This window comes from Paenibacillus sp. PL91 (assembly GCF_012935325.2).
Lineage (GTDB): Bacteria > Bacillota > Bacilli > Paenibacillales > Paenibacillaceae > Pristimantibacillus.
Window position 1 is genome coordinate 739342 of record NZ_JABBYG020000001.1, and the last position, 21039, is coordinate 760380.

General features: G+C 48.0%; 22 protein-coding genes. 19 read left to right on the top strand and 3 right to left on the bottom strand.

Annotated features, from left to right (window positions below; genetic code table 11):
• Positions 1–6: 6 nt before the first annotated feature.
• The gene (locus HI950_RS03525; RefSeq protein WP_169081569.1) at positions 7–744 is read right to left on the bottom strand and encodes an alpha/beta hydrolase; all 738 of its coding nucleotides are present in this window, start codon (positions 742–744) and stop codon (positions 7–9) included.
• 290 nt (positions 745–1034) lie between these two features.
• On the opposite strand from HI950_RS03525, the gene pdhA reads away from it, so the two are divergent.
• The 11 genes from pdhA (at position 1035) to HI950_RS03580 (ending at position 13841) form a co-directional block, all read left to right on the top strand.
• A complete protein-coding gene (gene pdhA / locus HI950_RS03530) occupies positions 1035–2102 on the top strand; it encodes a pyruvate dehydrogenase (acetyl-transferring) E1 component subunit alpha (protein ID WP_169081568.1) in 1068 nt (355 codons plus the stop codon).
• Positions 2103–2122: 20 nt separating this feature from the next.
• Complete coding sequence (locus HI950_RS03535) at positions 2123–3100, top strand: alpha-ketoacid dehydrogenase subunit beta (RefSeq protein WP_053376202.1); 978 nt, start codon at positions 2123–2125, stop codon at positions 3098–3100.
• A 15-nt stretch (positions 3101–3115) separates the two neighbouring features.
• On the top strand, positions 3116–4438 hold the full coding sequence (locus HI950_RS03540) for a dihydrolipoamide acetyltransferase family protein (protein WP_169081567.1): 1323 nt from the start codon (positions 3116–3118) through the stop codon (positions 4436–4438).
• Positions 4439–4441: 3 nt separating this feature from the next.
• Positions 4442–5857 carry a dihydrolipoyl dehydrogenase gene (gene lpdA / locus HI950_RS03545; RefSeq protein ID WP_169081566.1) on the top strand — a complete coding sequence of 472 codons (1416 nt, stop codon included), beginning with the start codon at positions 4442–4444 and terminating at the stop codon, positions 5855–5857.
• A gap of 153 nt (positions 5858–6010) precedes the next feature.
• Complete coding sequence (locus HI950_RS03550) at positions 6011–6457, top strand: acyl-CoA thioesterase (RefSeq protein ID WP_169082202.1); 447 nt, start codon at positions 6011–6013, stop codon at positions 6455–6457.
• Between the two features lie 56 nt (positions 6458–6513).
• The gene (locus tag HI950_RS03555; protein WP_169081565.1) at positions 6514–7470 is read left to right on the top strand and encodes a thymidylate synthase; all 957 of its coding nucleotides are present in this window, start codon (positions 6514–6516) and stop codon (positions 7468–7470) included.
• A gap of 36 nt (positions 7471–7506) precedes the next feature.
• Positions 7507–7998, top strand: coding sequence for a dihydrofolate reductase (locus HI950_RS03560; RefSeq protein WP_169081564.1), 492 nt, complete (start codon positions 7507–7509; stop codon positions 7996–7998).
• 245 nt (positions 7999–8243) lie between these two features.
• On the top strand, positions 8244–9731 hold the full coding sequence (locus HI950_RS03565) for a glutamate synthase subunit beta (protein WP_169081563.1): 1488 nt from the start codon (positions 8244–8246) through the stop codon (positions 9729–9731).
• A gap of 98 nt (positions 9732–9829) precedes the next feature.
• Entirely contained in the window at positions 9830–10150 is a 321-nt protein-coding gene (locus tag HI950_RS03570; protein ID WP_169081562.1) for a hypothetical protein, read from the top strand.
• A gap of 50 nt (positions 10151–10200) precedes the next feature.
• Positions 10201–11352 carry a glucosaminidase domain-containing protein gene (locus HI950_RS03575; protein ID WP_169081561.1) on the top strand — a complete coding sequence of 384 codons (1152 nt, stop codon included), beginning with the start codon at positions 10201–10203 and terminating at the stop codon, positions 11350–11352.
• Positions 11353–11588: 236 nt separating this feature from the next.
• Positions 11589–13841: a type IA DNA topoisomerase gene (locus HI950_RS03580; RefSeq protein ID WP_169081560.1), complete on the top strand. Its 2253-nt coding sequence runs from the start codon at positions 11589–11591 to the stop codon at positions 13839–13841.
• An 84-nt stretch (positions 13842–13925) separates the two neighbouring features.
• On the opposite strand, the gene HI950_RS03585 is transcribed toward HI950_RS03580, so the two are convergent.
• Entirely contained in the window at positions 13926–14660 is a 735-nt protein-coding gene (locus HI950_RS03585) for an HAD family hydrolase (protein WP_169081559.1), read from the bottom strand.
• Positions 14661–14805: 145 nt separating this feature from the next.
• Between HI950_RS03585 and HI950_RS03590 the strand changes: the two genes are divergently transcribed.
• Positions 14806–14943 (top strand): hypothetical protein, encoded by a 138-nt coding sequence (locus tag HI950_RS03590; RefSeq protein ID WP_169081558.1) that lies wholly within the window; start codon positions 14806–14808, stop codon positions 14941–14943.
• Positions 14944–15009: 66 nt separating this feature from the next.
• Here HI950_RS03590 and HI950_RS03595 read toward each other — a convergent pair whose 3' ends face one another.
• Complete coding sequence (locus HI950_RS03595) at positions 15010–15234, bottom strand: hypothetical protein (protein WP_169081557.1); 225 nt, start codon at positions 15232–15234, stop codon at positions 15010–15012.
• A 158-nt stretch (positions 15235–15392) separates the two neighbouring features.
• On the opposite strand from HI950_RS03595, the gene HI950_RS03600 reads away from it, so the two are divergent.
• The 7 genes from HI950_RS03600 to HI950_RS03630 all read left to right on the top strand — a co-directional run bounded on the left by HI950_RS03600 (position 15393) and on the right by HI950_RS03630 (position 21020).
• On the top strand, positions 15393–16118 hold the full coding sequence (locus HI950_RS03600; RefSeq protein WP_169081556.1) for a phosphonate ABC transporter ATP-binding protein: 726 nt from the start codon (positions 15393–15395) through the stop codon (positions 16116–16118).
• Positions 16115–16627, top strand: a complete 513-nt coding sequence (locus HI950_RS03605) for a GNAT family N-acetyltransferase (protein ID WP_169081555.1) — start codon at positions 16115–16117, stop codon at positions 16625–16627. Before HI950_RS03600 ends, HI950_RS03605 begins: the two co-directional genes overlap by 4 nt.
• A gap of 15 nt (positions 16628–16642) precedes the next feature.
• A complete protein-coding gene (locus HI950_RS03610; RefSeq protein WP_169081554.1) occupies positions 16643–17254 on the top strand; it encodes a DUF3298 and DUF4163 domain-containing protein in 612 nt (203 codons plus the stop codon).
• Positions 17255–17316: 62 nt separating this feature from the next.
• Positions 17317–17934, top strand: a complete 618-nt coding sequence (locus HI950_RS03615; protein WP_169081553.1) for a response regulator — start codon at positions 17317–17319, stop codon at positions 17932–17934.
• A gap of 497 nt (positions 17935–18431) precedes the next feature.
• Positions 18432–19112 carry an MOSC domain-containing protein gene (locus HI950_RS03620; RefSeq protein ID WP_169081552.1) on the top strand — a complete coding sequence of 227 codons (681 nt, stop codon included), beginning with the start codon at positions 18432–18434 and terminating at the stop codon, positions 19110–19112.
• A gap of 5 nt (positions 19113–19117) precedes the next feature.
• The gene (locus HI950_RS03625) at positions 19118–20110 is read left to right on the top strand and encodes a phosphotransferase (RefSeq protein ID WP_169081551.1); all 993 of its coding nucleotides are present in this window, start codon (positions 19118–19120) and stop codon (positions 20108–20110) included.
• Positions 20097–21020, top strand: a complete 924-nt coding sequence (locus HI950_RS03630; RefSeq protein WP_169081550.1) for a polysaccharide deacetylase family protein — start codon at positions 20097–20099, stop codon at positions 21018–21020. Before HI950_RS03625 ends, HI950_RS03630 begins: the two co-directional genes overlap by 14 nt.
• Positions 21021–21039: the final 19 nt, after the last annotated feature.

The window sequence follows — 21039 nt, forward strand, 5'->3', positions numbered from 1 at the left end:
TTGTTCTTACTCAACCTCGATAAAATAGGTAAGCGCCTGGTCAAGCTCTTTTTGCCAGAAGCCCCATTGATGCTTGCCGTCCTTCTCTTCATAGAAGATCGTGGCTTGCTTCAGCTCCAAAAGGGCCTTTGCATTGCGGTTCAAAGCGACAAAGTCGAAAATGCCACGGTCGGTTTCGTATGCATCCTCCTGCAGTCCAACGATCATGTAGATCGTGAGCCAGCTAAGGTCGCCTGCTGCTGAAATGATATTTTGGGAAACGCCATAATAAGCGCCGGACAAGGACATGACGCGGGTAAAGAGGTTCGGATAGGCCAGCGCCAAATGCAGGGAAACAGAGCCGCCTAATGAATCGCCCGCTAACAGCCGATGCTCAGGCTCTTGCCGTACGGCATACTTTTCCTCAACGAATGGTATAAGCTCCTCGGCAAAAAAACGAATATAGGCATTATGCCGATTGCCGTCAGGGGTATATTCCTCCGTGCGCAGCTTTTTGTCCACGTCAACGCCTACAATAATGAAAGGCTCCAGTCCTTCGTCCAAAATCAATTTAGTTGCGGTAGTCGCGATTCTACCGAAATTGAAAAAGTCTTCCCCGTCTTGGCAATACACAACAGGATAGCTTAACACTTCATTGTAGCCGGGCGGCAAAAATATGCGTAAATTGCGAGCTTGCTCCGGCAAATAGCGGCTTGGCACCGTCTCCTTTACAATCGTTCTCTTTAAATATCGCTCATCTGTCATTTCTTTCTCTCCTCATGATTGGAATAGTTGAATGGAATGGTTCTGATGTGGGTAAACAATAGAAAGGTAATCAAGGGAATCGCATCTATTTCTATCTTGTTGTATTATGCTGTTATACTGAAAAAATAAGTCTGTAGCATATACAATTTCTTAAGAGAATGATGAGAATCGGCGAAAAAACAACGGTTTTTTTGTTTTTTGCTTTGACCATTTTCGTTAAACAGGTTTATAATAATTCTATAACAGAGGTAAACGTTTTTCAAATATTTCGATTGAGGTGAGCGTTCAAAATGAGCAAATTGCCATACGAAGTTCAAACAGAACCGGTTACTCCGCTTTCTGTCTTGTCACTCGAAGGGGAAGTTGTTAACCCGGATTTTTTACCGGAATTGTCCGATGATCAATTAAAAGAAGTCATGTACCGCATGGTATTTACCCGTACTTGGGATGAGCGCGCTGTTAACCTTGGACGTCAAGGCAGACTCGGCTTTTACGCACCCGTATCCGGCCAAGAAGCATCGATGGTCGGCAGCGAATACGCACTGAACAAAGACGATTTCATTTGCCCAGGCTACCGTGATATGCCTCAAATCGTTTGGCACGGCCTGCCGCTGTATCAAGCATTCCTTTACTCGCGCGGCCATCAACAAGGCGGAAATATTCCGCAGGATGTACATGTGCTCATGCCGCAAATTATTATCGGCGCACAAATTTTGCACGCAACCGGCGTTGCAATGGCATTTAAGAAAAAGAACGAGAAGCGTGTAGCGATCACTTATACAGGTGATGGCGGTTCGTCTGAAGGCGATTTCTACGAAGGCATGAACTTTGCAGGCGCATACAAGCTGCCAGTCATTTATGCCGTTCAAAACAACGGCTACGCGATTACGACGCCTTATTCCAAGCAAACGGGCGCTTTGTCGATTGCACATAAAGCTGTAGCAGCCGGCATCAAAGGCGTTCAAGTAGACGGAATGGACGTGCTTGCTGTTATCAAAGCCGTTCAAGAAGCAGCAGAGCGCGGCCGCAATGGCGAAGGCGCAACGTTGATCGAGATGCTAACATACCGTTTCCGTCCGCACTCCATGGCCGATGATACGACTAAATACCGCACAAAAGAAGAAGAAGCAGAATGGGCTCTTAAAGATCCGCTCGTACGTTTCGGCAAGTATATGGAGAAAAAAGGCTTGTGGACAGAAGAGGACACAAACCGCGTAAAAGAAGAAGCAAAAGCAACAGTTAATGAGCACATCAAAAAAGCAGAAGCAGTTGAGAAAATGACTGTAGCAGGCTTGATCGATAGCATGTTCGAAACAACACCGCAATATCTGGAAGAGCAAAAGGCCGATTTTCAATAGTAGAGGAGGATTAGACGATCATGGCTCAAATGAATATGTTGGAAGCAATTCGCGATGCGATGCGCGTAGAACTTAAACGCGATTCAAACGTTGTCATCTTCGGTGAGGACGTAGGTAAGGTCGGCGGAGTATTCCGTGTGACAGAAGGTTTGCAGGATGAGTTTGGTGAAGAACGGGTATTCGATACGCCGCTTGCCGAATCAGCGCTAGCAGGTATGGCAGTAGGGATGGGCTTGCAAGGCTTCCGTCCAATTGCCGAAATTCAATTCGTAGGCTTTATATATGAAGCGCTTGACCAAATGTTTGTCCAAGCTGCCCGTATGCGTTATCGCTCCGGCGGACGCTACAATTCGCCAATCGTATTCCGTACGCCTTTTGGCGGCGGCGTGAAAGCGGCTGAGCTGCACACGGATTCCCTTGAAGGTCTTGCTATTCAAACACCAGGTATCAAAGTTATCATTCCTTCCAATCCTTACGATGCAAAAGGCTTGATGATTTCCGCTATCCGCGACAATGATCCTGTATTCTTTATGGAGCATTTGAACCTGTACCGCGCATTCAAGGCTGAGGTTCCAGAAGGCGAATATACCGTTGAAATCGGTAAGGCGAACGTTGTTCGCGAAGGTACTGACGTAACGATCATTTCTTACGGCTTGATGGTTCATACAGCTGTCAAAGCTGCAGAAGAGCTTGAAAAACAAGGCGTGAGTGCAGAGGTTATCGATCTTCGCACACTGCTTCCGCTTGATATCGATACAATCGTTGCTTCGATTCAAAAAACGAACCGTGCAATCGTCGTTCAAGAAGCACAAAAAACATCCGGCGCAGCAGCTGAAATCATTGCCCAAATCAATGAAAAAGCAATTCTGCACCTAGAAGCGCCAGTACTTCGTGTAGCTGGACCGGATACCGTATATCCGTTTGCTCTAGTAGAGGATGCGTGGCTTCCTTCGGTAGCGCGTATCTCTGCAGCCGTACAAAAAGTACTGAACTTTTAAAGGAGGTTACACGCGGTGGCTAAATTCGAATATCGTTTCCCAGAGCTCGGCGAAGGCTTGCACGAAGGCGAAATTATTAAAGTGCATATCAAAGTCGGCGATACGGTTACAGATGATGACATTATTATGGAAGTTCAAAACGACAAAGCGATCGTTGAGGTGCCTTGCCCTGTAAACGGGAAAGTCCTTGAAGTGCTCGTTAAAGACGGTCAAGTATGCCACGTTGGTGAGATCGTTGCAATTATCGATGCAGAAGGCGAATTGCCTGAGCAAGCGACTCCGGCACCGGCAGCAGAAGCTCCTAAAGCAGAAGCGCCTGCAGCGGCTGCACCAGCAGCAGAAGCACCAAAAGCGGATGCAGCACCTGCTGCAGCAGCGACAGCTCCTAAAGCTACAGGCGGACTGGTGCTTGCAACGCCTAGCGTTCGCAAATTTGCACGCGAGCAGGGCGTAGACCTGACTCAAGTCGGCGGAACTGGCAAAAATGGACGTATTACTCGCGATGATGTGACTGGATTTGGCGGCGCGCCAGCAGCTGCAAGCGATGCAGCTCCGGCAGCAGAACAACAAAGCAATACTGAAGTAGCAGCTAAAGCGGAAGCAAAAGCCGCACCAGCAGCGACAGGTACAGCTTACCGTCCAGAAGAGCGCGTACCGTTCAAAGGTATCCGCAAAATCATTGCAAATGCGATGTCTAAATCCGTTTATACAGCTCCGCACGTTACCATTATGGATGAAGTTGACGTAACCGAGCTCGTTGCACTTCGTGCTAAATATAAGCCATATGCCGAGAAAAAAGGCTCCAAGCTTACGTATCTGCCGTTCATCGTGAAAGCTCTTGTGGCTGCTTGCCGTGAGTTCCCGATCTTGAACGCGACGCTTGATGAGGCAAACCAAGAAATCGTATTGCGCAAATACTACAATATCGGTATCGCAACAGATACGGATAACGGTCTAATCGTTCCGGTTATCGAAGATGCAGACCGTAAAAACCTGTTCAAAATCGCGGATTCTATCCGTGATCTAGCTGCTCGCGGCCGCGACGGCAAGCTTGCTGCAAATGAGCTGAAAGGCAGCACGATTTCGATCTCGAACATCGGATCTGCCGGCGGTATGTTCTTCACGCCAGTCATCAACTTCCCTGAAGTTGCGATTCTTGGAACAGGCAGAATTACGGAGAAAGCGATCGTTCGCAATGGCGAAATCGTTGCTGCTCCAGTAATGGCTCTATCACTAAGCTTTGACCACCGCCTCATTGACGGTGCGACAGCACAAAACTTTATGAATTACATCAAAACACTTCTGGGCCAACCAGAACTGTTCATAATGGAGGTATAAGACATGGTCGTAGGTGATGCTTCCCTAGATATTGACACTCTAGTTATTGGTGCGGGCCCTGGCGGTTATGTTGCGGCGATTCGCGCTGCTCAGCTTGGTCAAAACGTACTCATCGTGGATAAAGAATATGTTGGCGGCGTATGCTTGAACGTGGGCTGTATCCCATCAAAAGCACTTATTTCCGCATCTCATCAATATGAGTCAATCAGCCACGCATCTGCTTTCGGTATCGAAGTTGGCGAAGCGAAGGTTGACTTTACGAAAGTGCAAGAGTTTAAAGCAGGTATCGTCAAAAAATTGACAGGCGGCGTTGCTTCTCTATTGAAAGCAAACAAAGTCCAATATTTCCAAGGCGAAGTGATGTTCATTAACGAAAATGAAGCGCGCGTATTCAACGATCAAGAAGCGCCGCGCTACCGTTTCAAAAACTGTATTATCGCTACCGGCTCACGTCCGATCGAGCTAAAAGCTTTCCCTTACGGCGGCCGTATCGTATCGTCGACAGGCGCTTTGTCCTTGCCGGAAATTCCGAAGAGCCTCGTTGTAATCGGCGGCGGCTATATCGGTATCGAGCTTGGTCAAATGTATTCGAAATTCGGTACCAAAGTAACGGTAATCGAAGGCTCCGACGCTATTTTGCCGGGCTTTGACAAAGATATGTCATCCATCGTCGCTAAGAAACTAAAAAGCACGAACGTGGATATCATTACTGGCGCACAAGCAAAAGGCGCTGAGCAAACGGATAAAGACGTTACGGTAACGTATACCGTGGGCGACAAAGAAGAAAAAGTAACAGCTGATTACTTGCTTGTAACGGTTGGACGCCGTCCAAATACCGATGGCGAGCTTGGCCTTGACCTTATCAACGTGAAGCTGTCCGATCGCGGACTAGTTGAAGTTGATGAGCAATGCCGTACGAACATTCCGCACATCTATGCGATTGGCGACATCATTGCTGGACCAGCGCTTGCGCACAAAGCGATGTATGAAGGCCGCGTTGCTGCGGAAGCCATCTCGGGTCAATCAAGCGTTATCGATTATAAATGCGTTCCAGCAGTATGCTTCTCTGATCCAGAATGCGCAAGCGTTGGTCTCAGCGAGAAGGAAGCAAAAGAAAAAGGCCATAACGTAAAAGTCGGCAAATTCCCGTTCGCAATCAACGGACGTGCAATGTCGCTTAACGCTAACGAAGGTTTTGTTAAACTTGTATCCGACGCAGATTCCGGTCTTGTGCTCGGTGCGCAAATTATCGGCCTTGAGGCTTCCAATATGATCGCTGAGCTTGCTCTTGCAATCGAAATGGGTGCAACGCTTGAGGATATCGCACTTACAATTCACGCGCATCCTACGCTTGGAGAGATCGTGCTTGATGCTGCAGAAGTTGCACTAGGCCACCCGATCCACACATTCATTAAATAATTCGCACTAAATTTATCGTTTAGCGCTACTAGAGGTCACGCGGCTTTCCAGCCGGCGGGGCCTCTTTGCGCATAAAGAGTTACCAAACGACAGTTAGGGGGATACGTGATCGTGGAACAAACGACGAAGCCGGCAAGCGAATCAAGAACGATTATGACACAGCTCATTTTCCCATTGGATACGAACCATTACGATACGATGTTTGGCGGCAAGCTGATGGAGTATATGGATAAGGTAGCTGCAATAGCAGCCATGCGGCATGCGCGCATGCAGGTTGTAACCGCTTCGACGGACAGCCTTGATTTTTTGGCGCCGATTCGGGTAGGGGAAGTCATTGAGGTTGAAGCATTCGTGTCGTGGACGAACCGGAGTTCCATGGAAATATACGTGTCCGTTCAATCTGAAAATTTGTTCACCGCTGTTCGAAAAACGACAGTTACCGCTTTCTTTACATTCGTTGCGCTTGATGGGAACGGCAAGCCTGCTGTCGTCCCAACTGTCATTCCCGAAACGGAAGAGGAGAAGCGGCTTCATGCATCGGCGCCTGAGAGGCATGCGCTCAGAAAGAAACGAAAGCAGGACAGACAACGCGGAAAATGATATAATAAATTGTTATTTTTCTGATTTTTGTTTCTTGATTGGGGGGCGATAACGATATGAGCAACAGCGAGACAACTTATTTGCAATTGTTGAAATACGTGCTTGAGAATGGAACAAAAAAAGAAGACCGTACCGGTACAGGTACTGTTTCTACGTTTGGCTATCAAATGCGCTTTGACCTAAGCGAAGGATTTCCTTTGCTAACGACCAAACGCGTACCGTTTCGGTTAATTGCGAGTGAGCTTATTTGGTTTATTCAAGGTGACACGAATATCCGTTATCTTCTTCAGCACAATAATAACATTTGGAATGAATGGGCGTTCAAAAGATGGGTCGAGAGCACGTCATATACGGGTCCTGACATGACGAATTTTGGCCTTCGGTCACAATCGGATGCTGATTTTGCCAAAGCCTATGACGAGCAGATGGAGCTCTTTAAGCAGCGGATTTTGACTGATGATTCGTTTGCAGCGGAGTTTGGGGAGCTCGGCAATGTGTACGGCAAGCAGTGGCGGAACTGGAAGACCACGCAAGGCAGCACGATCGATCAGCTCAGGGACGTTGTTGAGACGATCAAAAAAAATCCGGATTCCAGAAGACTAATCGTCTCCGCATGGAATCCAGAGGATGTGCCGGGCATGGCGCTGCCTCCATGTCATACGATGTTCCAGTTTTATGTGAACAACGGCAAGCTGTCCTGCCAGCTATATCAACGCAGTGCCGATATTTTTCTCGGCATTCCGTTCAATATCGCAAGCTATGCTTTGCTAACCCATATGATTGCGCATGAGTGCGGCCTTGAGGCAGGCGAGTTCATCCATACGCTTGGCGATGCCCATATTTATACGAATCATTTGGCGCAAATCGACATTCAGCTTAGCCGTGAACCAAAGGCCTTGCCGAAGCTAAAGCTAAACGCTGACAAAAAATCAATATTCGATTTTGCAGTAGAGGATTTGACGATTGAAGATTATGAGCCGCATCCGACTATAAAAGCTCCGGTAGCTGTGTAGCGGATCAAGCTGTTAGATAGAGAGGAGCCAGCCGCTATGGCTATTGCGTTAATTGCTGCAATGGATCGCAATCGTACCATCGGAATAGAAAATAAGCTGCCCTGGCGCCTGCCTGCTGAAATGGCCTATTTCAAAAGGATGACCCTCGGGAAGACGGTGTTGATGGGCCGCAAGACGTTTGAATCGCTTCCTAAGCCGCTCGTCGACCGCCGGAATGTCGTATTGACGCGCCAGCAGGATTTTCAGCCAGAGGGCTGTGAAGTCGTTCATTCGGTTGAGGAAGCGCTTGAGCTTTGCAAAAACGATGAGCTGATGGTAATAGGCGGCGCAGATATTTATGCACAAATGCTGCCTTATGCGGATACGATATTGCTGACGGAAGTAGATACGATCATTGAAGGCGGCGACGCGTTCTTTCCCGCATTCTCTGAGTCGCAGTGGCAGATCATGGAAAGCGACAGCAGAGACAGCGACGAAAAAAATCGTTATGCTTTTACGTTTCAAACGTTCAAACGACGTGAAAAGTAGCTTTTTGCGCCAGACACGAACATTTGACGAACGATATGTCATAAAGTGCAAATGATTGTACGGATAATCCATTAACGTCATAAGGACTTGAATGCTAGGATGTTTAAAAATAGTAAACGAGTGCTTTAGACAAAATATTCGTTTTTGAGAAAGTTTGATATTGAATATTTGATGGATTCCCGATATAGTTTGAAAGAGAATCGTAACAGAGGTTAACGGGAAATATGGATGGAGGAAATGCGATCATGTCTACACCTACTGGTTTTATGGAATATCAGCGCGAATTGCCGGCCGATCGCGACCCGCTAGAGCGCATCAAAGACTGGCAAGAGTTTCATAAGCATTTTTCGGATGAGCAGCTAAAGACGCAAGGAGCTCGCTGCATGGACTGTGGTACGCCATATTGCCATACAGGAATTGAACTTGCAGGCTCTGTTTCGGGTTGTCCGGTCAACAATCTAATTCCCGAGTGGAATAACTTGATCTATCGCGGGTTGTGGCGCGAAGCGCTTGACCGTCTGCATAAAACGAATAACTTCCCTGAGTTTACAGGTCGCGTTTGTCCAGCGCCTTGCGAAGGTTCTTGTACTGTTGGCCTAATCGGCGATGCGGTTACGATCAAAACGATCGAACAAGCCATTATTGATCGCGGCTTCGACGAGGGCTGGGTCGTTCCACAGCCTCCGAAAGTACGCACAGGAAAGCGGATTGCTGTTGTAGGTTCTGGACCTGCCGGCATGGCTACTGCAGCCCAGCTTAACAAAGCAGGGCATACGGTAACGGTATATGAGCGCGCAGACCGCATTGGCGGCTTGCTCACTTACGGCATTCCTACGATGAAGCTTGAGAAGCATGTCGTTCAGCGCCGTGTCGATTTGATGGCGGCTGAGGGCGTTGAGTTTGTAGTCAATACGGAAATTGGGAAAGACATTACAGCGAATGAGCTTGTTGAGAACTTTGACGCAGTTGTACTTTGCGGCGGTTCGACTAGAGCGCGTGACGTTGAAATGGAAGGCCGCGATTTGAATGGCGTACACATGGCAATGGATTACTTGAATGGCACGATCAAAAGCTATTTAGATTCCAACCTTGAGGACGGCAAATATATCTCCGCGAAAGACAAGGACGTTATCGTAATTGGCGGCGGCGATACGGGGACTGACTGCGTGGCTACTGCGCTTCGTCACGGCTGCAAATCGGTTACTCAATTCGGTACGCATGCGAAGGCTCCTCTGGTTCGCGACAGCATTAACAACCCTTGGCCGCAATTCCCGAATGTGTACACGCTTGATTACGCGCAAGAGGAAGCGAAAGCACTATTTGGCGAAGATCCTCGGGCATTCTCCGTACTGACGAAGAAATTTGTCGGCGACGGAAACGGCAACCTGAAAGAGCTTCATACGGTTCAAATTGAGCGTACAGTGGATGAGACTGGACGTAAAATATATAGCGAAATTCCAGGAACGGAAAAAGTATGGCCTGCGGATCTTGTTTTCATCGCGGTAGGCTTTGAAGGTCCTGAAACGACGCTGATCGAGCAGCTTGGTCTTGCACAAGACCGCCGCACGAACGTAAAAGCGACATACGGCAAATATACGACAAATGTTGACAAAGTGTTTGCAGCTGGCGATATGCGTCGCGGTCAAAGCTTGGTTGTATGGGCAATTAACGAAGGTCGCGAAGCTGCCCGCGAGGTAGATAAGTATTTGATGGGTACCTCAATGCTTCCTTAAATGAACGAGAACAGGTTAATAGGATAGAAGAGAAGCGCCTTCGGGCGCTTTTCTTGCTGTGGAAAACACTAGTTTCTAGAGAGCTTAGGAGGCACGACATGATTAAGTATGGGCTAGACCGCATAACCGAGCTTAAATTCCGCTCTTTTCAGCCTACAATCGAGCTAAGGAACGAGCAATGGGTAGATATCGTACTTCGTTTCGAGCTTGCGCCAGAGACGGAAGTCCCAGATGATCTCATTGATTTTACGGCACTTGTCATTTGTACCATCGACGGGACGATCGCGCAAATGGTGCCGCTGGATGAGGGCTGCGATTGCGAGTATCAGTTTACGGTAGGCGAAAAGGAGCAAATTACTGCTTTTATTACGCAGCCGCATATTCAAGCTGAGATTCGAAAACTTAGCTCACTCTCATAAGGAAAGATGTGGTAAAATCGGTTTGAGATGACACGAAGGGGCGATTCGTCATGCCAGCCGATGAAGCATACGTTCTGTCAGAGGCAGATGTTCGGAACATTCGAAGCTACGTTCAGCACAAATACGCTGCGATGCCGCAAGAGAAACGGGCGGAGATCGTAGCGGATGCGGTCAAACGGATCATACATAAGCAATTGCCGGATTTCGAGAGCAGCGTGAAGCGATTCATCACGGAGACATTGATTCGAACAACCGTATTGGAGCGGCAAAGACCAGTAAGAGCGGAAGATATTTTTCAGGTTTGTTTATTACTGGACCGATCTGACACTCATATTTATGAGCCCTTCCATGATTGGATCGAGATGCAGCTGAATGTAAGCTGTGTGAAGCCCGTCATGCAGCGTCTAATGGACGAGCTGTCGTCTTCCAGGGAGCAATCGGACTTCTCGCCTACGGAGGCTGAGAAAGGCCTTTTGACGCAGCTGAGAGGGTTGTTATTAGCAGAAGGTGTCCAGGTTCGAGCTGAAGCAGCTGCTGCAGGTGTTGCCGAGGTCATTGCATTACCCACCGCAAAGCGGAGAATTCCTGTATCTCGTAAGCCAAGAGCTAGAGCTTACATGTATAGTGCATTATGTTTGCTTTTGGTCATAGCTACCTTGTTTTATGGCGGCTCTTTGAGTAGGCCCTCCGAGCATAAGCTTCAGCCAACTGTCGCTGTGAAGCCTGCTCAGAAGCTTACGGTCCCATTGGATGGGCTTCCTGATGAGCTCCGTTATGTTGATATTGACCGAGCGCGATTGATTGCATTTTTGGAGAGCAAATCCTCCATTTTGGCGGAAGAACCATATTTTGATGCTATCGTAAAAGCTGCCAAAGGCTTCGATATTCACCCTGTTGTTTTGTTTGCCATCACGGGCCAAGAGCAGGGTTTTGTGCCGAAGACGAATAAGCAGCATAAGCAGATTGCTAATAATCCTTTTAACGTTTTTCATAGCTGGAAGGAATTTAATACGAATATCGGGCAATCCTCCGAGATCGCGGCGCGAACGGTTTTTAATTTAAGCAAGGGCCGACCTGCGGATGTGGACCCGTTCACATGGATCAATCGGAAGTATGCGGAGGACCCCAATTGGTCGGACGGTGTCCGCTCCATTTTCACCTCCATTAAGGCTTACTTGGAAGCTCCAACAGCTGGCGAATAGGGGAAGTTTCCGGTTTGTATGAGCCATAGTACAGTGAACCCAATTGGGACAAACGTCCCGTTGGGTTTTATTTTTTTTGGCGGCACTTGTCGCAAGGAACACGAAAAAGGATTCCTTTTTGGACGAGAAGTCTGTAAAATGTTTAGAGGCAAGGCAGTGCGAAGCGATTTGATGTCATGTATGGGTGGCACAACCAGCTATGCTTATGAAATGCTTTAAGAAGGAGCGATTATCTTTTGAAGACATTAATCATTGCGGAAAAACCGGATATGGGCAGAAATATTGCAGCCGCAATCGATCCCAAAGCAAAAAATCACCGTTCCTACATAGAAGGCGAACAATACATTATTACGTGGGCAATCGGGCATTTGATCGGGCTTGCGGAGCCCGATGCTTACGACGATCGATATAAGAAGTGGAATATCAACGATCTGCCGATCATTCCTTCGCAATTCAAGCTGGTGCCTAACAAAAAAACGATCGACCAGCTTAAAGTAATCGGCGATCTTGCTAAACGCAGCAACTTGCTTGTCAATTCCTGCGATGCGGGGCGGGAAGGGCAATATATTTTCTCGCTTATTCAGCGCCATCTTAAGCTTAGCCAGCCGGTAAAACGTCTATGGATCTCGGATCTAACGCCGGAGACGATTCGCAAAGGGTTCGCCGAGCTGAAAGAGGGAGCCGAGTACGAGAATTTGACGCGTGCGGCAACAGCCCGAAGCGAAGCGGATTGGCTTATTGGGATGAACGGCTCGCGCGCTTTCACGACCAAGCATAATGTGCTGCTCTCTGTAGGCAGAGTGCAGACGCCTGTCCTCGCCCTCATCTACGACCGTCAGAAGCAGATTGAGGCGTTCTCGTCCTTGAAGTTTTTTGAGCTGGAAGGACATTTCTCGCAAAATGAGATGTCGTACCGAGGCATGTGGCAGGCCGAGAGAATGACCGATCAAGCTAAGGTTGAAGCCGTTGCAGCTAAGGTGAAGGGCAAGCAGGGACGGATTGCGTCGTATGAGGTTAAGGAGACGAAGGAGTATCCGTTCAAGCTTTATGATCTTACGCTGCTCCAGCGCGAAGCGAACGGCAAATACGCATTTTCTGCGAAAAAAACGTTAGATACGGCGCAAGCGCTATATGAGAAGCATAAAGTCATTTCTTATCCGAGAACGAACTCGAACTATGTGACAGAGCAAAACATTCCGGAGATGCACAAAACGCTGAATGCGCTGCAGGGGACAACCTATGACGAGCTTGTAAAAGGGGCGAATCGCAGTCTTGTCCACAAGGGAAACAAGTTTATTTGTAACCCGTCGAAGGTAGAGGATCATCATGCCATCCTGCCAACGAATCGCAAAGCAAACGGACTTAGTCCGGATGAGCAGAAGCTTTATGATTTGATCGTTAGGCGGTTTCTGTCCCAGTTCTATCCGCCTGCTGAGTATAAGGTGCATACCGTCTTGACTGAGGTCGAGAACGAGATGTTCAAGACAACGGTCAAGGAGCTGCTGAGCTTGGGCTGGAAGGTCATCTATGCCGATCAGAAGAAGGAGAAGGCAAAGACGACAGCCAAGGGCAAGGATAAGGATGAGGCCGAGGAAGAGGAAATTGAAGTAAACGAGCCATTCTCGATCTCCGCAGAAGAGGGCATTACTTGTACGGATGCGATCGTGAAAGAGAAGGATACGCAGCCTCCGAAGCATTACACGGAAGGCACGCTGTTAAAGGCAATGGAAAGTGCGGGCAAGCAGATTGAGGACGAGGACGTTCGGGATGCGATGAAGGACTCGGGTCTTGGCACGCCTGCGACGCGCGCTGCAACGATTGAACGGCTCAAAAATGTCGGGTATATCGATATGCAGGGGAAAAAAATTCAAGTGACGCAAAAGGGCCGAACCGCCATAGAGCTCATTAGAGGAGCGGGAATCGACTTGCTTACCTCTCCGGAGATGACCGGACTATGGGAGAGGCGCTTGAATGAAATATCAAGAGGGACGGCCTCTGATGGACAGTTTATGGAAAATGTGAAAAAGTTCGCTACGATGATTGTCGACAAAGTTCGTGTGCAGTCACGCGCTGCGAAAACATCGTTTGAAAGCGAAGCGCCGGCTTCTGGCCGAGGCGCAGCAGGCAAGGCAGGGACTGCTCCTCGCAGCCGCGCAACGAAAACGAAGGCGGCAGGAACGGCAACCGCGCAGAAGAGCACAGCTGCTTCTAGTACGCCTACAGTGATCACTACCTGTCCGCGGGCGGGCTGCGGCGGATCAATCTTTATGGGCCGCAAAGGCTATGGCTGCTCGCATTACAAGGAAGGCTGCAAATTCGTCATTTGGAAGGAAAGCTTCGGACGCAATCTAACCGATTCACAGATAAAGGCGCTCATAGAAAAAGGGAAAACGTCGAAGCTGAAGCTTGAGCTCGCAGACGGCACACCAGGGGAAGGCCGAATCGTGCTTAGAAATGTAGATACAGGTGAGCTAGCCATTGAGCAATGACAGTTCGCCGCTGCTCATAACAAATAGACTCGAAACCGTCTCAAGTGCTTGCGAGATGGATTCGAGTCTATTTTATTGCCTGCATTATCGGTTCACATAACCATGTATAGCGTCAGGTACATCCTTAAGGTGATCAAGCGTCAAGAAGGCACCTTTAGGCTCGATTTCGATCTGAATAATATTATACTCCCACTCGGCTACTGCGCGCATATGAATGGCATGGATGCCAGCCGTTAAAGCAGGAACGACATCAGTCCGTATGGAGTTGCCTACCATCCAAGTGCTGCTGCGGTCGAACGTGCCCTTGGATAAAATGCTTTCCAATGCATCGCTATTTTTCAAGTGGCGGATATAGATACGTGAGCCAAAGTAGCGCTCCAAATTCATTTTCTCAATTTTGCGACGTTGAATCGGCAGCTCGCCGCCTGTGTACAGGTGAAGCTCATGGCCAGCCTCTGCAAGCGAGAAAAGCGTTTGCTCCATATTGGGATAGGGCTCGGTGTCATGCTCATACACGCTCAGACCAAGCTTCCATAGAAAGTTTTCTTCACTTGTAGAGCGTTTGCGTCCCGTTAAATGAGAGTAGTGAATGTAGGTGTCGACAAAGGATTGCGGAAAGTGCTCGCTCTTAAAGCCAAACACGGCTACCGCAGCAATGTCGATCTCCATTTGCTTATCCCGTATCGCTTGTGCGGTGACGAGCGGCGAGGTGCCGAACCAAGTAGTCATCGCATCAATAAATTGATCGATCACGAGGTAAAAGTATTTATTACAGTGAATTAACGTATCGTCTAGGTCAAACATAATCTGTTGCTTCATATAAGCGATCTCCTTTGCGGAACTTGAAACTGTATGATCAATCTACCGCAATTGGAGGGGGTGAGTCAATGTGCGAAACACCAGTTGATAAATTTTTACATAGTTATCCAATAAAATCGGCATAATGATAGTGGAGGTGATTCGATTGGTATTTAACAAAAACAGCAAAACGGATAATCGTCAAAATCATTCCAGCTCGCAAGGACAAGCGGGCAAGCTTAAAACCGATAAATTCGCGAAGCGCCCGCCAAGCTTAAACGGCATTAACAAACAGCTTCCTTAGTTAGAGCGAATGGTTAAGCTACGTAAAAAGGAGAGCGTGAAGTGTCAGCTCTCCTCTTACGGGAATCTATGCATATTTAAGCTGCGAAGCTCTTAATTGATTCTTAATAAAATCGATGCGCCTGCGAACATAAAAGTCCTTGCTTGCGCCTTTCAAATCTTTGGGAGTGATCACCTCCTCTGCAACATTATCAATGATGATAAGCCGTCCATCGGCGTAAAACTTAAACGTCAAATCGCGTCCAGGACGTCCATTCTCTAAATAACGGAAATTTTCGCAGATGTTACTCATGGTGATCAGGCCTCCTTCAAATGGTTGAATTCGATGATCGATAGAACACTTGTTCTTGTTTTTATTATACCAAACATTTGTTCGTATGGAAACTGTTTTTTGTTTGACGTAAACTAGATTCATAGAGGCAGTTGCTGCAAACAGAAGGAGCGCGGAAAATGATCAGAATAAAGAACCTATCCAGACGTATTCCAGGAGGGCCGAAGGTGCTTGATGATATTAGCTTCGAGGCTTATCCAGGTGACTTTATTGCTATAAAAGGCGATAGCGGGAGCGGGAAGTCCACACTGCTTCGCTGCCTTGCTTTGCAGGAAAAGTGGAGCGAGGGCACGTATCAATTCGAAGGCAAGGATATATTTAATCTGGGCTTCTCCGGCAAGCTCAAAGTTAAGCAAGAGGTTGCTTACGTAGAAGAAAAGCCGTTTCTGTTCCCCAATAAGACGGGACTTAAAAATGTTATTATCGGCTCCGTCACGCAAACGCCAGCTTGGCGCAGATGGACAGGCATGGTTCGAAATGACGATTATATGGGTGCTATGGATATGATCGAGAAGCGCGGACTGCTCGAAAAAGCGCATCAAAAGGCCAGCACGCTAAGCGGCGGAGAACGTCAGCGAATGGCAATTGCTAGAGCGCTTGTTCATGGCGCCAAAGTAATCGCGGCAGATGAGCCGGTATCAGGCCTTGACCCGCATACGGCAGATCAAGTGTTAACGGATTTGAAAGCGCTATGCAAGGAGCAAGGCGTCATCGTCATTGCAGTTATGCATCAGGGCGACTGGGCTGAGCGGTTCGCGGATCGCATTCTCGGCTTGAAAAATGGAAAGCTCGTGCTCGACGTTAGCGGCAGAAGACTGACCGAACGCGAGAAGGCGCTGCTGTGAGCAAAATCGAGCTTCGTTTGATAGCAGCTGAGGAGCTCGAGGACGCTATTTCGCTCGAGAAGAGCTGCTATACGCCTGAAGCGGCGGCAACGCTCGCAGGCTTTCAATACCGGTATGAGCATTATCGGCCTTATTTTTGGTCAGCTTGGCATGGTGATCAACTAGTAGGCATCACGAATGGCATCCGAACAACGCAGAGCGCATGCGGCGATGAAATGAAAGGCGTTCAAGCCGATTCGCTAGAGGGCAGCAATTTTTGCGTGCTAACGGTAGCGGTAGATAAGGGCTATCGCAGGCAGGGGATCGGAGCCTTATTGCTTCGAAGGCTTGTCAAGCAGTGCGAAGAGAGCGGCATAGACATGATTATTCTGATGTGCGAGCAGCATCTGATTCCATTTTACGAGGCTGAGCAGTTTGAGCTGCAGGGCGTTTCGTCCTCCACGCATGGCGGCATCGTTTGGTATGAGATGAGCCGTGCTTTGCATACAATGGAGCATCTTACCGAATAGGAAGGTGTCTTCATCATGCCATTTCAATCACCTGTCGTCGTACAAACTGCCAAGGCTGATTTTCCAAAAGCGGAGCTGTCACTGCCTTATATAAGCGGGGGGAAAAGCGAAGCTGCAGATAAGAAAATAAACCATACGATCCATCAAGCCGTACAGCAGCTCGTGCACAATCAGGGCTCATTGGACGATCCAAGGGCTCAGATGCTGGGCTATTTTGAGCAAAAGAACAATCAAAAGGACTATCTCAGCCTATCGTTGTTTAATTACGCTTACACAGGCGGAGCACATGGCTTAACGCTGCAGCAATCGCTAACCTTTAAGCAATCGACAGGGCAGACTTATACGCTTGCGCAGCTTTTTAAACCGGGGGCTGATTATGTTGGTCGGATAAGCGCTATCGTAAGTGTTCAAATTAAGGCGCGGAAGATTGATACGCTCGAGCCGTTCACATCCATACGGCCTGACCAAGACTATTATGTGGCCGATCGCTCGCTCGTCATTTACTTCCAGCTCTACGAGCTGGCTGCTTACGTATACGGCTTTTTATATTTTCCGATATCCGTCTACGAGCTGCAGGATATCATAAATGAGGATGGACCTCTCGGACCGATGCTTGTAAACGATTAGTATGGTTAATGCCTATTTTGGCTAAGCTGCAATCTGCCGCAAAGCAATAAGGAGACAACGAATTGATTTATTTTCTTCTATGCATCACCGCAGCAGTGCTAATCGCTATTTCGATTGTCTTTTATTATCAGCGAAATAGGGAAAATAAGCAGCGTCTCATCAGGGATAGGCCAAGGATACAACCCTCCAAAACAACGAGTACATTTGTAACAAAGCCAATCGCATCAAACTCGAATGCGGATGCAGCAGGTGGAGCGGACATAAGCGGCCATTGGCACATGGCGAATCAAAAAAGCGCTATATTGGTCGTAGACGATCAACCTGCCATTCGAATGATGCTGACTGAATTATTTACGTCTCATGGCATTGAAGTTTATGAGGCGAACAATGGGACAGTCGCGCTGGAGCTGTTTGAGAAGCATAAGCTGCACTGCGTTTTGCTTGATTTACGGATGCCGGATACGGATGGAATCGAAGTGCTTCGCGAAATAAGAAAATTATCAGCAGAGGTGCCTGTTATTCTGATTACGGCTTATGCTGATCCGGAAAAGATGGAAGATGCGGAGAAGCTCGGCATAAGCAAATGCATAACCAAGCCTTTTGATATTATGGAATTGAAGGAGGAGGTTCTACGTTTGCTAAAGCAGTATGCCAAGCAATCGGATGGAGAAGCCTCATGAAAGCCTGCTTCGGATCTATTGGGATGCGAGGCTTTTTTTGCGCCAGCTTAAATGATTTGCCATTGCGTGCTGCTAGTAACCGCCTCATACAGTTACGTATAGGGGTGGGCGGATGATCCAAATGATCGCTAGCGTTCTGCCGCTGGCTGCGGTATTCGCTGCAATAATTGCAGGCGCTTACGGGAATGAGCTTTATGGAGTAGAGAGGAAGTTTCCTTTGAATGGATAACTGTACTTATGCCGGGAAATAGAACGTTTTAAATACAGGAAATATTCCGACTATTTCAAAAACATTTCCCGGGGAAGCGCAATAAGCTACATGAAAGAGAGCTTTTCGACATACAAAGGGGAAAGCTGTAATATAACATGTCGAAAGTAAAATGCAATGATATAGTAAACCACATTAATAATTAATGTGGTTATATCTCTTTGCCAACATCTCCCTACCAAGATTATAATAGTCAAATAAGAGAATCGATTAGGAGGAACTTGGAATAATGACACATCATTTGTCGGAGGCAAGCCTCGTATCATTGAATATCGGCAAGCCTGTGGCGGTTGCACACGGCTCCAAAGAGGTCATAACAGGCATTTTCAAGCAGCCTTCGGAGCTTCCGCATTTGCTCACCTTTACAGGCCTGCAAGGAGATGGGCAAGGCGATTTGGTCAATCATGGCGGTCCGGATAAGGCGGTCTGTGTTTATTTCGAAAAGCGTTACTCGTATTGGCAGGGTCAGCTCAAGAAGCCGCTTGAGTATGGAGCCTTCGGAGAAAATTTCACTTTGTCGAATTGGACGGAGGACGATTTGTGCATTGGCGATATCGTTCAAGCTGGTGATGTCATCCTTCAAGTGAGTCAGCCCAGGCAGCCTTGCTTCAAGCTCGGCATAAGACATCAAAAGCCGGAGCTGCCGGGATATGTTCAGCGCAATGGCTATACGGGTTTTTATTTCCGAGTGCTTCAAGAGGGCAGCATAAAAGCAGGAACGGTGTTTGCTTTGACACATAAGCACCCTGCGCGCAAGTCGATTACAGAAGCGAACCGAGTAATGTATTTAGACAAAGAAGATATAAAAGGCATTCGTGAGCTGCTTGGCGTACAAGAACTTGCGGCGAGCTGGCAGGCACAGCTTGGAAGTCGGCTGGAAAAGCTGATGCAGGAAGAGCAAGGAGGATAACAGGCTTGAATGACAGCTTAGATTTTACGACATTTCTAAATGAATATGAGTTTCAAGCGCCATGCGAGGTTGAGCATCAGGAAAGCGGAATGAATAATACGACCCGTATGATAGCATCAGGCGATCAAAGGTTCGTACTGCGTATCTATAATAATCATAAAGATGCAGACATTGTTAGGCTTGAGCATGAGGTGCTGACCCAATTGATGAAGCAGGAGCTTTCCTTTCGAGTGCCCGCACCGATTCGCAATAAGCGAGGCGATACGGTCAGCATAGCAAGTGACGGCACGCTGTCCTCGTTATTTCACTATATTGATGGGGGTAGGCCAACAGCAGCTAATGCCGCGCATGTGTATGCGCTCGGGCGTGCAGCAGCAGAGCTTACAGAAACGCTAAGCCAGATTCAACTAGGTGGCAAGCCATTGTACAGTCCTTATTATTTATTGGAGAAGACTTATGCAGCTATGGATGAAACCGCATTCTTATCGATGGCTGACTGTTCAGAGCTGCTAGCAGCGAGAAGAAGCAGCTTCATAGCGCTCAATGAGGAGCGCCGCAAGCTTGCGGCTGAATGCGAAGAGCTTGCGCGGCTGCCTCAGCAATGGATTCATGGTGATTTGGTTTTCAACAATACCGTGTCGAAGGGCGATGCGATTGTCGGCATCTTGGATTTTGAGTTCACGACGGTTGACGTAAGGGCAATGGAGCTAGCCGTAATCGCGGTTGATCTCATCAGACCAAGTGATCCGGAAGTTCAAAATAAGGTAAAGCTCTTGCTTGAAGGCTATCAGAATACGCTGCCTTTATCCGATCAGGAGCTGAAGAAGCTGCCTTCCTTAATGAAATTGCGCTTGCTGGACATAGCGCTGCATTTTGCAATTCGTTTAAGAGATCAGTTGGACAAAGAGGATGTGCTTTGCAGCATTATCGATCAATCCATGTTTGGCTGCGATTGGATCAATGAGAACTGGGAGGATGAAGTAGATGAGTTTAGCTAAAGCGCTAGGATTTGATGAAGGTGAAAAGCTGCTTCTTGTGAATGCGGACGATTATGGATTATGTCACTCGGTAAATAGCGGTATCCAGCAGCTTCTGCTTGATAACACGGTTAGCTCAGCTACCTTAATGATGCCCTGCGGCTGGGCTAGGGAAGCTGCGCTATGGAGCGCAAGGCATCCGCAAATCGATGTTGGCGTCCATTTTACATTTACAAGCGAATGGGATCTTTATCGCTGGGGACCGGTAAACCGCAAAGGGAGTACCGACTCGCTAGTTACGAATGAAAATTATTTCCCAAAGGATAGCAAGACGTTCGAGCAGCAAGCTGATCCTGAGCAAGTCAAACAGGAGCTGATTGCCCAAGTGGAGATGGCATTAGCTATGGGGATGAAGCCATCGCATGCGGACAATCACATGGGCAGCCTTTATGGATTAGCGACAGGACGGAATTTTTTGGCTATTGTGCTTGATGTATGCGCTTCCTATGGCTTGCCTTTCCGTTTGCCCCGTTATTTGCTGCAAGAGAATGGCCAGGTTGCGCCGCCAGAGCTAGCGGAGCAGGCTAAGCAGCTTGCGAAGCTTGCCGATTCGAAGGGAGTCGTCATATTAGACTACTTGGTCGGACTTCCGTTCCAGCTGCAGGATGGCGAAGATTATGATTCTCTAAAAACAAGCATGCAGCAGCTATTGAAGAGCCTGCATCCAGGTGTAACTGAGCTGATCATTCATCCTTCACTCGTCACGGAAGAGCTGCATGCTTTTCACGGACAGCCGCTTAAGAGGGGGATGGAGCTAGAGCTGTTCCGCGATTCTGAGATTAGGCAGACGCTGCAAGACGAAGGCATACGCATGATCCGCTGGCGGGAGCTTCAAAAGCTGCAGCGCGAACGTACAGGATTTGCAAAGTAACCTAAACGAAGGAGCTGAC